This is a genomic window from Prosthecodimorpha staleyi, from assembly GCF_018729455.1.
In the GTDB taxonomy this organism is placed as follows: Bacteria; Pseudomonadota; Alphaproteobacteria; order Rhizobiales; family Ancalomicrobiaceae; genus Prosthecodimorpha; species Prosthecodimorpha staleyi.
Genome location: NZ_JAHHZF010000013.1, coordinates 21,508 through 34,175, shown reverse-complemented (window position 1 = coordinate 34,175; position 12,668 = coordinate 21,508). Strand labels below are relative to the sequence as shown.

Here is a 12,668-nt window from a genome sequence, read left to right as displayed (position 1 = left end):
ACGGGGTCCTATCGGGAATGGGAAGCGGATGCCGCGCCGGTCGGGCCGGGCGTGGCGCCACCGGGGTCGAGCGTTCCGCCGGGGCCGGGTGCACGGCCGGGCGGCTTGCGCCGGCGTTCGGCGATCAGCGCCACCGCACCGACGAGGCCTTTCGGGCAGACGGCCATCAGGATCACCACCAGGGTGGCATAGATCAGCAGATAGTACCCTTGCGTGAAGCGCAGCCATTCGGGCAGCAGGATCTCGATCATCGCGCCGAAAAAGGGGCCGATGAAATAGCCCGCACCGCCGACCAGCACGATCAGCAGGAGCTTCAGCGAATAGGTCAGCTGGAACGAGTTCGGCTCGATGAACTGCACCAGCGGCGCATAGAGGGCGCCGGCGAAGCCGCCATAGGCCGAGCCGATCGCGAAGGCCATCAGGGTGTAGCGGCGCACGTCGATGCCGAGCGAGGCGGCGCGCAGCGGGTTCTCGCGGATTGCCACGAAAGCCCGGCCCCAGGGCGAGCGCAGCATCCACCATTGCAGCCCGGCGAACAGGGCCAGCATGCCGAGCGCGAAATAGTAGAAGTCCGGGTTGCGATTGGTCGACAGGCCGAACACCTTCGGCCGGGCGATGTCGTTGATGCCGTAGATGCCGTTGGTCAGCCATTGCTCGTTGCGCAGCACCAGGAAGACCAGCGTCGAGAAGGCGAGCGTCACGAAGGCCAGGAAATGGTGCTGCACGCGCAGCGCCGGATAGCCGAGGCACCAGCCGATCGCGAAGGTGATCAGCCCGGCGCCCAGGAAGGCGACGAAATAGGGAATGCCCGCCGCGGTGGCGAGCGCGACCGTATAGGCGCCGATGCCGACGAAGGCGCCCTGGGCAAGCGAGATCTGGCCGGCATAGCCGAGCGTCAGGTTGAGGCCGAGCGCCGCGATGGTGGTCACCGACCACAAGGCCAGCAGATAGACGCCGTAGGAGCGCAGCATCGTCGGGGCGGCGATGAGCAGCCCGACGGCGATCAGGACGGCGAGAAGGCCGAGGATGCGGGCGAGGCTCATACGGTCCGCTCCTCGACGCGGCCCATCAGGCCCTGCGGCCGGAACAGGATGAACAGGACCAGTAGGATCAGCGGGACGGCGGAGCGGTACTGCGCCGACATGTAGGCGGCGCACAGATTGTCGAGCACGCCGAGCAGGATGCCGCCCGCCATGGCGCCGCGCGCCTGGTTGAAGCCGCCGATGATCGCGGCCACGAAGGCGGCAAGGCCGAGCGTCTCGCCATTGGTGAACTTGGCCAGATAGATCGGGCTGATCAGGATCGAGGCGATCGCGCACAGGACCGCGTTGACCAGGAAGGTGGTCAGGATCATGCGCTCGACATCGATGCCGAGGATGCGCGCCACGGTCGGGTTCTGGGCGGTCGCCTGCATCATGCGGCCGAAGCGGGTATGCTGCAGGAAGATGTGCAGGGCGGCGACGATCGCCACGGCGACCACCAGCAGCGCCAGGCTCTGGGCCGAGAAGACGACGCCGAACAGGGTGATGTCGCGGTCGGCGACCAGCGACGGGAAAGGCTGCGCCTGCGCGGAATAGAAATCCTTCACCGCCTCGCGCATGAACAGCGACAGGGCGATGGTCGAGACGACCAGCGGCAGCACGCCGTGGCGCAGCATCTGGTCGACAATAATGCGCTTGAACAGGACGCCGAGCACCAGCGCGGCGGTCGCGATGCCGACGATCGCGGCCAGCCAGAACGGCAGTCCGAGCGTGTGCATGGCAACCAGCACGAAGAAGGCCGGCACCATGACGAATTCGCCCTGCGCGAAATTGATCGTCTGCGAGGTCTGCCACAGGAGCGAGAAGCCGACCGCCACCAGCGCGTAGATGGCGCCGGTCGCCAGGCCGGAGACGAGCAATTGCAGGAATGAGGCCATGGTCGGGTCCCTGGCGCGGTGCGCGGGCGGCGGCACGGGCGGGTGGACGGACAGCGGGGGGTAGACGGGTGCGATCGGACGACGGATAGCCCGCGCGGCGCGGGTGCCGTGGCCGGCCCGGGCGGTCGCCGCATCCGCCGGAGCCCCGAACGGGCCCCGGCGGATGCCGGTCAGGTTACTTGTTCAGCTTGGGCAGGACTTCGACGATCTTCTGCTTGCCGGCGACGACTTCGCCCAGGAAGCTCGCCCGGTCGATGTCGCCGTTCTTGTCCCAGGTCGCTTCCATCAGGATGCCCGGCGTCTTGTCCGGCGTGATGGTCATGCCGTGCAGCGCTTCCGCGAAGGCCTTGCTGTCGAACTTGCCGATCTTCTCGGTGACATGCTTGATCGCATAGACGGCCACGTAGCCTTTGATGCCGTTATGGTCGTTGGCGTAGTTGAACCGCTTCTTGAACTTCTCGGCGAAGGTCGCGAGCGCGGGCACGGGCGCGTCGGAAGACAGGCCGACATGGCCGCGCACGCCGTTGGCGGCCTCGCCGGCCAACTCGATCACCTTCTGCGACAGAAGCGTGGTCTCGCCGATCAGCGCGCCCTTGAGCGACTGCTTGCGCGCCTCCTTCAGGAAGCGGGCGCTCTCCTCCTCGTTGGTATAGACGAAGACGGCATCCGCATTGGCGGCCTTCAGCTTGACCACGTCGGCGGCGAAGTCGACCTGGCCGGATTCGGTCGAGATGTCGGCGACGACCTTGATGTCGCGTGCCTGCATCTCCTTGGTGAAGTTGTCGCGGCCGCCCTTGCCGAAGTCGTTGTTGACCCACAGCACGGCGACCGACTTCGCCTTCAGGCCGTCGCGGATGTAGTTGGCGATCTTCGGCATCGAGAACTGCTGGCCGAACGAGGTGCGGAACACGAAGGCGTTGCCGCGCTGGGTGATCGCCGCCGCCTCGCCGCCGACGATCTCGGCGATCTCGTTCTGCTGGGCGAGCGCCATGGTCACCAGCACCGAGCCGGAGAAGACCGGTCCGAGGATGACATAGGGCTTGTCGTCCATCACCTTCTGCACCTGGGCGCGCGCGATGCTGGCGTCGCTCTGGGTGTCGAGATGCGGCACGTTGAGCTTCTTGCCGAGGATGCCGCCGGCCGCGTTGATCTCCTCCACGGCGAGCGTGATGCCGTCGCGCCAGTTGGTCCCCGATACGGCGCCCGCGCCGGACAGTTCCACGACATTGGGGATGAAGACGGTATCGTCGGCCGCACGAGCCGAAAGGCTGGACACCGCCAGGGCGCCGGCGAGCACGATGCCGCCGAGGACGCCGCGGCGCGCGGCGATCTGAGATAGGCTGACCATGTTTTCCTCCCGTCGGGCCTCGTCTGCCGCAGCCGGGACGAAGCGCCATTTTGACCTTGCGGCCGCGCTGGAAACGCTGCCGGAACGCCATTGCTAGCACGCTCCGCGACCTATCGCGATGACCGTTTGATGCGACAGACATAACATGATGTTACGATTGGCGCGCTTCGGCCTCCATTTCCTCGCGCAGCAGCTTCAGGAAGCGCTCGCCGTGGCGCGACAGCGGCCGGTCGGCCCGGACGGCGACGACCGGCTCGAACCGGGTCGGCTCTCGGATGCGCAGCACCTTGACGCCCGACAGGTCCTCGCCGGCGACCGCGAACTGGTCGACGATGGCGATGCCGAGGCCGGCGCGGACGAGCCCGGTCGTGGTTACGCCGAAGCGCACCGTCATGGTCATCTCGAAGGCGATGCCGGCGCGCCGGAACATCTCGGTGGCGTTGCGGCCATAGGGATCGTCCGGACTGACCCCGACCAGCGGATGTTGGGCGATCTCGGCCGCCGAGACGACATCCTGCGCGGCGAGCGGATGGCTCCGCGCCACGATGCAGCGCAGGCCGCCGACGGCGAGCGGCACCATGGCGATGCCGGGATGCTCGAAGCCGTAGCTGAGCACGACCAATTCGCAGCGGCCGAGCAGCAGATAGTCCTGCGCCTCCTGCACCTTGACGATGTCGAGGTCGATCGCGATGTCGGGGAAATCGCCGCGCAGCCGGTGCAGCGCGCGCGGCACCATGACGTTGGACATGGACGGCACCGAGGCGAGGCGGAAATCGATGCCGCCGCCGCGCTCGATCCGGCGCAGGGTGGTCTGCAGGTCCTCGACGCGGGCATAGACGGCGTTGATCTGCTCGAAGATGTCCTCCGCCTCGCGGGTCGGGAAATAGCGGTTCTGCTTGCGCTCGAAGAGCTTCAGGTTGAGCGAGCGCTCGGTGTATTTCATCAGCCGGCTGATCCCGGGCGCCGAGACGCCGAGCAGCTTGGCCGCCCCCGCGACCGTGCCGGCGATGGTGACCGCCCGGATGACCTCGATCTGGCGCAATGTCAGCACAGGCCGCCCCTCCCCCGGCCGCCCGCTGGACCGCCCGGCATCCTGACGCAAGACGCGGCGGTCCGCCACGGCGGATGGTCGGTTGGTTCCCGCGGTCTGCCCGGTTGGCCGGTGGCCAGGGCGGCGTGCGGGTTTGCAGCCCGGTCGCCGAGCCGGCTTGCGGACAGGCGGGTCGATCCGCGATAGTCCGCGCAGGCGCCGTCCTCTCGGCGGCGGGCGGCGGCGGGGGCCGCGAGTTTGAGCGGGCGGGAGCTGCGATCACCGGATGGCCGACCGATCCACCCTTCTCTGGCTGCAGGCGGGCAGCTGCGGCGGCTGCACCATGGCGGTGCTCGAATGCGGCGCGCGCGGCTGGTCGGCGGAGCTGAACGCAGTCGGCATCGACCTGATCTGGCACCCCTCGGTCAGCCTCGCCACCGGCGCGGAGGTGATCGAGCGGCTGGAGCGGATCGAGAGCGGCGCCGAACCGCTCGACATTTTGTGCCTGGAAGGCGCGGTCCTGTGCGGGCCGAACGGCACCGGCCGGTTCAATCGCTTCGCCGGCACAGACCGCACCATGCTCGACTGGGTGCGGGCGCTTGCCCCGCGCGCCGGCACGGTGGTGGCGGTCGGCTCCTGCGCGGCCTTCGGCGGCATTCCGGCCGGCGATCCGGACCCGACCGATGCGCGCGGGCTGCAGCACACGGCGCGCGGCCCCGGCGGCGTGCTCGGCACGGACTTCCGCGCGCGGAGCGGCATGCCGGTGATCAACGTCTCCGGCTGCGCGCCGCATCCGGGCTGGATCATGGAGACGCTGGAGGCGGTCGCGGCCGGACTGATCGGCCCGGGCGATCTCGACGCGCTCGGTCGGCCGCGCTTCTTCGCCGACCATCTGGCCCATCACGGCTGCAGCCGCAACGAATTCTACGAATTCAAGGCCAGCGCCGAGCGGCCATCCGACCGCGGCTGCATGATGGAGAATCTGGGCTGCAAGGCGACCCAGGCGGTCGGCGACTGCAACCAGCGCAGCTGGAACGGCGGCGGCACCTGCACGGACGGCGGCTATGCCTGCGTCGCCTGCACGGCGCCGGGCTTCGAGAATATCCGCGGCTTCCTGGCGACCCCGAAGATCGCCGGCATCCCGGTCGGCCTGCCGCTCGACATGCCCAAGGCCTGGTTCGTGGCGCTCGCCGCGCTGTCGAAATCGGCGACCCCGAAGCGCGTGCGCGACAATGCCCGCGCCGACCGACCGGTCGTGCCGCCGGGCCGGGGACCGGGCACGCGATGACGCGCACCATCGTCGGGCCGTTCAACCGGGTCGAGGGCGATCTCGAGGTCCGGCTCGAGACCGGCGACGGCGTCGTTCGCGAGGCGCGGGTGACGACGCCGCTCTATCGCGGCTTCGAGCAAATCCTGGTCGGCCGCGCGCCGGCCGACGCGCTGGTGATCGCGCCGCGCATCTGCGGCATCTGCTCGGTCTCGCAGTCGATGGCGGCGGTGGCGGCCCTGCGCGCGCTGTCCGGCACGGTGGCGGCGCCGAACGGCGTGCTGGCCGCCAACATCGCCCATGCGGCGGAGAACATCGCCGACCACCTGACCCATTTCGTCGTCTTCTTCATGCCCGACTTCGCCCGGCCCGACTATGCCGGCGCCGCCTGGCATCCGGCCGCCGCCGAGCGCTTCGCCGCCGAGACCGGCGCGGCTTCCGCCGAGATCCTGCCGGTGCGCGCCCGGCTCCTGCATGTGATGGGCCTGATCGCCGGCAAGTGGCCGCACAGCCTCGCCTTCCAGCCGGGCGGGACGACGCGCGCACTCGATCTCGGCGCTCGCATGCGGCTCGCCGGCATCTGGCGGGACTTCCGCGCGGCGTTCGAACGCATCGTGCTCGGCGTGCCGGTCGAGGATTTCCTGGCCATCGAGACCGCCGGCGCGCTCGCCGCCTATGCCGAGGCCGGGCGGGCCGACCTGCCGCATTTCCTGCGCATCGCGGCGGCAACCGGCTGCGACCGGCTCGGCCGCGGACCGGGGCCGCTGATGAGCTTCGGCGCCTATCACGGCGAGGACGGCGCGCTGTTCGCCGGCGGCCTGACCGAACCCTCGGACGGCTGGCGGCCGCTCGATCCCGACCGGATCGCCGAGGACCTGTCGCATGCCTGGATGCAGGACGGCCCCGCCCTGCATCCCGCCCGCGGCGAGACGCGGCCCGATGTCGACCGCCCCGAGGGCTACAGCTTCGCCAAGGCGCCGCGGCTCGACGGGCGGCCGGTCGAGGTCGGCGCGGTGGCGCGCCAGGCCGTCGACGGGCAGCCGCTGATCCGCGCGCTGCTGGAACGCGACGGCGCCACCACGGTGACGACCCGCATCCTCGCCCGCATGGTCGAGACGGCGCGCCTGGTGCTGGCCGTCGAAGGCTGGGTGCGGGCGCTCGACCTGCGCGAGGCCTTCTGCGCGCCCGAGGCCGTCCGCTATGGCGACGGCGCCGGCGAGGGCCTGGTCGAGGCCGCCCGCGGCGCGCTCGGTCATTGGATCGCGGTGCGCGGCGAGCGCATCCAGCGCTACCAGATCGTCGCCCCGACGACTTGGAACTTCTCGCCGCGCGACGCCGCCGGCCGGCCCGGTCCGCTCGAACAGGCGCTGGTCGGCACCCCGGTCGGCGACCAGCCGGGCCGCGCGGTGGCGGTCCAGCATGTCGTCCGGTCCTTCGATCCCTGCATGGTCTGCACGGCCCACTGACCCGGTCCGGGTGGTCACTCGCTTTTCGCTCCTGGAAAGCCAGTATCCGCCCGCCCCACCGTCAGGCCACACGGCGATTCTGCAACTGATTGATTATTAGAATAAATCCAAATCAGCCCCCATCCGGCACGGCTCTTGCGATCAGGCTTCCCGCCAACGAGCAGCCGAGAAAGGGAGGGGGGACGACATGGCAGCCGCCACCGAGACATTCTACGAGGTCATCCGCCGGCAGGGCATCACCCGCCGCAGCTTCGTGAAGTTCTGCAATCTGACCGCCGCGAGCCTCGGCCTCGGTCCGATCGCCGCCGCCGAGATGGCCGAAGCGCTGGAGACCAAGCCGCGCACGCCGGTCATCTGGATGCACGGGCTGGAATGCACCTGCTGCTCGGAGAGCTTCATCCGTTCGGCGCATCCGCTGGTCAAGGATGTCGTGCTGTCGATGATCTCGCTCGACTATGACGACACCATCATGGCCGCCGCCGGCCATCAGGCCGAGGCGATCCTCGAAGAGACCAAGCAGAAGTACAAGGGCCAGTACATCCTCGCCGTCGAGGGCAATCCGCCGCTCAACGAGGACGGCATGTTCTGCATCGACGGCGGCAAGCCCTTCGTCGAGAAGCTGAAATGGATGGCCGAGGACGCCATGGCGATCATCGCCTGGGGCGCCTGCGCCTCGTGGGGCTGCGTCCAGGCGGCCAAGCCGAACCCGACCCAGGCGACCCCGATCGACAAGGTGATCAAGAACAAGCCGATCATCAAGGTGCCGGGCTGCCCGCCGATCGCCGAGGTGATGACCGGCGTCGTCACCTACATCACCACCTTCGGACGCCTGCCCGAACTGGACCGGCAGGGTCGGCCGAAGATGTTCTATTCCCAGCGCATCCACGACAAGTGCTACCGCCGGCCGCATTTCGACGCCGGCCAGTTCGTCGAAAGCTGGGACGACGACGGCGCCCGCAAGGGCTACTGCCTCTACAAGATGGGCTGCAAGGGCCCGACCACCTACAACGCCTGCTCGACCACGCGCTGGAACGGCGGCGTCTCTTTCCCGATCCAGTCCGGCCACGGCTGCATCGGCTGTTCGGAAGAGGGCTTCTGGGACAAGGGCTCCTTCTACGACCGGCTGACCACCATCACGCAGTTCGGCGTCGAGCGGAACGCCGACCAGATCGGCGGCGCGGTCGCCGGCGTGGTCGGTGCGGCAGTCGCGGTCCATGCCGCCGCCACGGCGGTCAAGCGGCTGACCGGCAAGCCGACCGAGAAGACGGACGCCTGAGCGCGCCGGTCCCGGGGGCGGCATCCGCCGCCGTCCCGGGACCCGCGCCGCGCTCCGTCCACCGGGCCTCAGCGCCCCGTCCCCAACGACAATCCGAGGAAAGCGCCGCCATGGGCATCCAGACTCCGAACGGTTACACGCTCGACAATTCGGGCAAGCGCGTCGTCGTCGATCCGGTCACCCGCATCGAAGGCCATATGCGCGTCGAGGTGAATGTCGACGACAAGAACGTCATCCGCAACGCGGTCTCGACCGGCACGATGTGGCGCGGCATCGAGGTCATCCTCAAGAACCGCGATCCGCGCGACGCCTGGGCCTTCACCGAGCGCATCTGCGGCGTCTGCACCGGCACCCACGCGCTGACCTCGGTCAGGGCGGTCGAGAACGCGCTCAAGATCGACATCCCCGAGAATGCCAACACGATCCGCAACATCATGCAGCTGACGCTGCAGGTGCACGACCATCTGGTCCATTTCTACCACCTGCACGCGCTCGACTGGGTCGACGTGGTCTCCGCGCTGTCGGCCGATCCGAAGGCGACTTCGGAGCTGGCGCAGTCGATCTCGTCCTGGCCGCTGTCCTCGCCGGGCTACTTCAAGGACCTGCAGGCGCGGCTGAAGAAGTTCGTCGAATCCGGCCAGCTCGGGCCGTTCAAGAACGGCTATTGGGGCCATCCGGCCTACAAGCTGCCGCCGGAAGCCAACCTGATGGCGGTCGCCCATTATCTGGAAGCGCTCGACTTCCAGAAGGAGATCGTCAAGATCCACACCATCTACGGCGGCAAGAACCCGCATCCGAACTGGCTGGTCGGCGGCGTGCCCTGCGCGATCAATGTCGACGGCACCGGCGCGGTCGGCGCGATCAACATGGAGCGGCTGAACCTCGTCTCCTCGATCATCGACCAGACGCTAGCTTTCTGCGAGCAGGTCTATCTCCCCGATGTGCAGGCGATCGGCAGCTTCTACAAGGACTGGCTCTATGGCGGCGGCCTGTCGGGCACCTCGGTCATGGCCTATGGCGACGTGCCGGAGCATGCCAACGACTATTCGCCGAAGTCGCTCAAGATGCCGCATGGCGCCATCGTCAACGGCAATCTGAACGAGGTCTTCCCGATCGATCACGCCGACCCGGCCCAGATCCAGGAATACGTCACCCACAGCTGGTACAAGTATCCGGACGAGAGCAAGGGCCTGCATCCCTGGGACGGCGTCACCGAGCCCAACTACGTGCTCGGCCCCAAGGCCAAGGGCACCCGCACTAATATCGAGGAGCTCGACGAGGGCGGCAAATATTCCTGGATCAAGGCGCCGCGCTGGAAGGGCCACGCCGTCGAGGTCGGCCCGCTCGCCCGCTACGTGGTCGGCTATGTCCAGAAGCGTCCGGAGTTCAAGGAACCAACCGACCGCTTCCTGTCCGCGCTCGGCCTGCCGCTGACCGCGCTGTTCTCGACCCTCGGCCGCACCGCCGCGCGTGCGCTCGAATGCGTCTGGGCCGCGCAGCAGATGCGCTACTTCCAGGACAAGCTGATGGCCTCGATCAAGGCCGGCGACCTGTCGACCGCCAACACCGACAAGTGGAAGCCGGAATCCTGGCCGAAGGAGGCCAAGGGCGTCGGCTTCACCGAGGCGCCGCGCGGCGCGCTCGCCCACTGGATCAAGATCAAGGACGGCAAGATCGACAACTACCAGTGCGTCGTGCCGACCACCTGGAACGGTTCGCCGCGCGATCCGAAGGGCAATATCGGCGCCTTCGAGGCCTCGCTGATGAACACCCCGATGGCCGACCCCAAGCTGCCGCTGGAAATCCTGCGCACGATCCATTCCTTCGATCCCTGCCTGGCCTGCTCCACCCACGTCATGTCGGCCGACGGCCAGGACATGGCGACCGTCACCGTGCGCTAGAGGGAGGCGGCCATGAGCGTCACCTCCGAAGACCGCAGCCGCGCCGTCCTGCGCGGCGTGATGGATGCCGACGATCACGTCATCGTCTCCGGCCCGTCGATCTATGTCTACGAGGCGCCGGTCAGGATCTGGCATTGGGCCAACGCGCTGGCGATCGTGGTCCTCGCCGTGACCGGCTACTTCATCGGCTCGCCGCTGCCCTCCATGCCCGGCGAGGCGTCCGACCACTTCCTGATGGGCTATATCCGCTTCGCCCATTTCTCCGCCGGCTACGTCCTGGCGATCGGCTTCCTGTGCCGCATCCTGTGGACCTTCTTCGGCAACCGCCATTCCCGGCAGATCTTCTACCTGCCGGTCTGGAGCGGCACCTGGTGGGCCGGCATCCTGCGCGAACTGCGCTGGTACATGTTCCTCGAGAAAGAGCCCTACAAGTATGTCGGGCACAATCCGCTCGCCCATGTCGCCATGTTCCTGATGTTCACGCTGTTCACGGCCTTCATGATCGTCACCGGCTTCGCGCTCTATTCGGAGGGCGCCGGCATCGACAGCTGGCAGGCGAAGCTGTTCGGCTGGGTCTTCACCTATTTCCCGAACAGCCAGGATGTGCACACGCTGCACCATCTGGGCATGTGGGTGATCGTCGTGTTCGCCGTGATCCACATCTACGCGGCGATCCGCGAGGACATCATGTCCCGGCAGACCATGATCTCGACCATGATCTCCGGCGAACGGCAGTTCCGCGACGAGCGGGAGGGCTGAGATGGGCGCCGAGACGGGGCATGACGCGCAACGGCCGGCCGCCCGGGTGCTGGTCCTCGGCATCGGCAACATCCTGTGGGCCGACGAGGGTTTCGGCGTGCGCACCGTGGAGGCCTTCCACCGCCGCTTCGAGACCGACGCCGAGGTCACCATCCTGGATGGCGGCACGCAGGGGCTCTACCTGGTCGACCATGTCGCCTCGCACGACCTGCTGCTGGTCTTCGACGCGATCGACTACGGATTGGAGCCCGGCACGGTCCATCTCGTCCGCGACGCGGAAGTGCCGCGCTTCACCGGCAACAAGAAGATGAGCCTGCACCAGACCGGCTTCCAGGAGGTGCTCTCGGCCGCCGACCTGCTCGGCCGCTACCCGACCTCCCTGGCTTTGATCGGCTGCCAGCCGGTCGACCTCGAGGACTGGGGCGGGCCGCTGACCGGGCCGGTCGCCGCTGCGATCGGACCGGCTCTGGACCTCGCGCTGGAGGTCCTGGCCGGCTGGGGCATCGCGGTCCGGCCGCGGACGGTGCCGCTGCCGCCCGAGCAGCAGTTGCTGGCCAACGACATCGACCATGCCGCCTACGAGCGGCATGCGGCCGCCGGTTCCGCGCCGGCCGCCTGAGGGCCGGCACAGGGCCCTGCCGACGCATCAGACTGACGAAGCGCCCGATCCCGGCCCGGCCGGATCCGCGGCGCTCCTACCCAACGCTCCAGACGACGTTCCGAAGGGGGAACCGCCATGAAAAACCGTCTTGTCGCCGCCGCCGTCCCGGGCCTCGCCCTGGTGTCTGGCCTTGCCCTGATGCCGGACGTGGCGCTGGCCCATACCGGCGTCATGCCGCACGACCATTCCGGCTTCACCGCCGGCCTGATGCACCCGCTTTCGGGGATCGACCATCTGGCCGCCATGGTGGCGGTCGGCCTGTGGGCCGCCTCACTCGGCCGCCGGGCCATGCTGATCGTCCCGGCCGCCTTCATGGCCGCCATGGTGGTGGGTGCCGGGATTGGCTGGGCGGGGATCGAACTCCCGGCCATCGAGCAGGTCATCGCCGGTTCGGTCGTGGTGCTCGGGCTGATCGCCACCCTGAAGCTGCGCGTCCCGACCGCGGCTGCCTCGGCGCTGGTCGCCCTGTTCGCGCTGTTCCACGGGCATGCCCATGGCGCCGAGATGCCCGAACTGGCCGGTCCGGTCGCCTATGGCCTCGGCTTCCTGATCGCCACCGCGGCCCTGCATGCCGGCGGCCTCGGTCTCGGCCTGATCGGCGCGCGGGCCGGCGGGTCGTTCGAACGCCTCCCCGGCGCGGTCGTGACCTTGACCGGTCTCGCCCTGTTCGCCGGTCTCTGAGCGGGAGCGGGTCCATGTGCCTCGGCGTGCCCATGACGGTCGTGGAGAGCGACGGCTTCACCGCGCTGGTCAGCCGCGGCGCGGAGACCCGCCGGGTCTCGGTCCTGCTGGTCGGGGCGCAGCCGGCCGGCGCCCGGCTCCTGATCCATATCGACAGCGCGGTCCGGGTGCTCGATCCGGACGAGGCCGAGGCGATCGACCGGGCGCTGGAAGGTCTCGCCGCCGCCCTGGACGGGCGGGCCTTCGACCATCTCTTCGCCGACCTGATCGACCGCGAGCCCCAGTTACCCGCCCATCTCGCCTGAGCGGCGGCCCGGCCCCGAGGCAGCATCCCCGGGCCGAGACCGCCGGCCGACAGATC

General features: G+C 68.8%; 12 protein-coding genes. 8 read left to right on the top strand and 4 right to left on the bottom strand.

Features of this window, described 5'->3' with window-relative positions; translation table 11 throughout:
• Positions 1-8: 8 nt before the first annotated feature.
• From KL771_RS23055 to KL771_RS23040, 4 genes are all read right to left on the bottom strand, one after another.
• Positions 9-1,043, bottom strand: a complete 1,035-nt coding sequence (locus KL771_RS23055; RefSeq protein ID WP_261970863.1) for a branched-chain amino acid ABC transporter permease — start codon at positions 1,041-1,043, stop codon at positions 9-11.
• Positions 1,040-1,918 carry a branched-chain amino acid ABC transporter permease gene (locus KL771_RS23050; RefSeq protein WP_261970862.1) on the bottom strand — a complete coding sequence of 293 codons (879 nt, stop codon included), beginning with the start codon at positions 1,916-1,918 and terminating at the stop codon, positions 1,040-1,042. The genes KL771_RS23055 and KL771_RS23050 overlap by 4 nt, the downstream gene beginning before the upstream one ends.
• Before the next feature lie 175 nt (positions 1,919-2,093).
• Positions 2,094-3,266 (bottom strand): ABC transporter substrate-binding protein, encoded by a 1,173-nt coding sequence (locus KL771_RS23045; RefSeq protein ID WP_261970861.1) that lies wholly within the window; start codon positions 3,264-3,266, stop codon positions 2,094-2,096.
• A 151-nt stretch (positions 3,267-3,417) separates the two neighbouring features.
• The gene (locus KL771_RS23040; protein WP_261970860.1) at positions 3,418-4,317 is read right to left on the bottom strand and encodes a LysR family transcriptional regulator; all 900 of its coding nucleotides are present in this window, start codon (positions 4,315-4,317) and stop codon (positions 3,418-3,420) included.
• Between the two features lie 265 nt (positions 4,318-4,582).
• Here KL771_RS23040 and KL771_RS23035 point away from each other — a divergent pair, with 265 nt between their 5' ends.
• The 8 genes from KL771_RS23035 (at position 4,583) to KL771_RS23000 (ending at position 12,612) form a co-directional block, all read left to right on the top strand.
• Positions 4,583-5,584, top strand: a complete 1,002-nt coding sequence (locus KL771_RS23035; protein ID WP_261970859.1) for an NADH-quinone oxidoreductase subunit B family protein — start codon at positions 4,583-4,585, stop codon at positions 5,582-5,584.
• Positions 5,581-7,029 carry a nickel-dependent hydrogenase large subunit gene (locus KL771_RS23030; RefSeq protein ID WP_261970858.1) on the top strand — a complete coding sequence of 483 codons (1,449 nt, stop codon included), beginning with the start codon at positions 5,581-5,583 and terminating at the stop codon, positions 7,027-7,029. The genes KL771_RS23035 and KL771_RS23030 overlap by 4 nt, the downstream gene beginning before the upstream one ends.
• 187 nt (positions 7,030-7,216) lie before the next feature.
• Positions 7,217-8,305, top strand: coding sequence for a hydrogenase small subunit (locus tag KL771_RS23025; protein ID WP_261970857.1), 1,089 nt, complete (start codon positions 7,217-7,219; stop codon positions 8,303-8,305).
• A 110-nt stretch (positions 8,306-8,415) separates the two neighbouring features.
• Entirely contained in the window at positions 8,416-10,206 is a 1,791-nt protein-coding gene (locus KL771_RS23020; protein ID WP_261970856.1) for a nickel-dependent hydrogenase large subunit, read from the top strand.
• Positions 10,207-10,266: 60 nt separating this feature from the next.
• Positions 10,267-10,965 carry a Ni/Fe-hydrogenase, b-type cytochrome subunit gene (gene cybH / locus KL771_RS23015; RefSeq protein ID WP_054362026.1) on the top strand — a complete coding sequence of 233 codons (699 nt, stop codon included), beginning with the start codon at positions 10,267-10,269 and terminating at the stop codon, positions 10,963-10,965.
• Position 10,966: 1 nt separating this feature from the next.
• Positions 10,967-11,584, top strand: a complete 618-nt coding sequence (locus KL771_RS23010) for a HyaD/HybD family hydrogenase maturation endopeptidase (protein ID WP_261970855.1) — start codon at positions 10,967-10,969, stop codon at positions 11,582-11,584.
• A 117-nt stretch (positions 11,585-11,701) separates the two neighbouring features.
• The gene (locus KL771_RS23005) at positions 11,702-12,307 is read left to right on the top strand and encodes a HupE/UreJ family protein (protein ID WP_261970854.1); all 606 of its coding nucleotides are present in this window, start codon (positions 11,702-11,704) and stop codon (positions 12,305-12,307) included.
• A gap of 14 nt (positions 12,308-12,321) precedes the next feature.
• Complete coding sequence (locus KL771_RS23000) at positions 12,322-12,612, top strand: HypC/HybG/HupF family hydrogenase formation chaperone (protein WP_261970853.1); 291 nt, start codon at positions 12,322-12,324, stop codon at positions 12,610-12,612.
• The last annotated feature ends 56 nt before the right edge of the window (positions 12,613-12,668 follow it).

Bases quoted from the DNA above. Each gene is read 5' to 3' on its own strand.
- KL771_RS23055 (WP_261970863.1), bottom strand. From the start codon at position 1,043: ATGAGCCTCGCCCGCATCCTCGGCCTTCTCGCCGTCCTGATCGCCGTC.
- KL771_RS23050 (WP_261970862.1), bottom strand. From the start codon at position 1,918: ATGGCCTCATTCCTGCAATTGCTCGTCTCCGGCCTGGCGACCGGCGCC.
- KL771_RS23045 (WP_261970861.1), bottom strand. From the start codon at position 3,266: ATGGTCAGCCTATCTCAGATCGCCGCGCGCCGCGGCGTCCTCGGCGGC.
- KL771_RS23035 (WP_261970859.1), top strand. From the start codon at position 4,583: ATGGCCGACCGATCCACCCTTCTCTGGCTGCAGGCGGGCAGCTGCGGC.
- KL771_RS23030 (WP_261970858.1), top strand. From the start codon at position 5,581: ATGACGCGCACCATCGTCGGGCCGTTCAACCGGGTCGAGGGCGATCTC.
- KL771_RS23025 (WP_261970857.1), top strand. From the start codon at position 7,217: ATGGCAGCCGCCACCGAGACATTCTACGAGGTCATCCGCCGGCAGGGC.
- KL771_RS23020 (WP_261970856.1), top strand. From the start codon at position 8,416: ATGGGCATCCAGACTCCGAACGGTTACACGCTCGACAATTCGGGCAAG.
- cybH (WP_054362026.1), top strand. From the start codon at position 10,267: ATGGATGCCGACGATCACGTCATCGTCTCCGGCCCGTCGATCTATGTC.
- KL771_RS23010 (WP_261970855.1), top strand. From the start codon at position 10,967: ATGGGCGCCGAGACGGGGCATGACGCGCAACGGCCGGCCGCCCGGGTG.
- KL771_RS23005 (WP_261970854.1), top strand. From the start codon at position 11,702: ATGAAAAACCGTCTTGTCGCCGCCGCCGTCCCGGGCCTCGCCCTGGTG.
- KL771_RS23000 (WP_261970853.1), top strand. From the start codon at position 12,322: ATGTGCCTCGGCGTGCCCATGACGGTCGTGGAGAGCGACGGCTTCACC.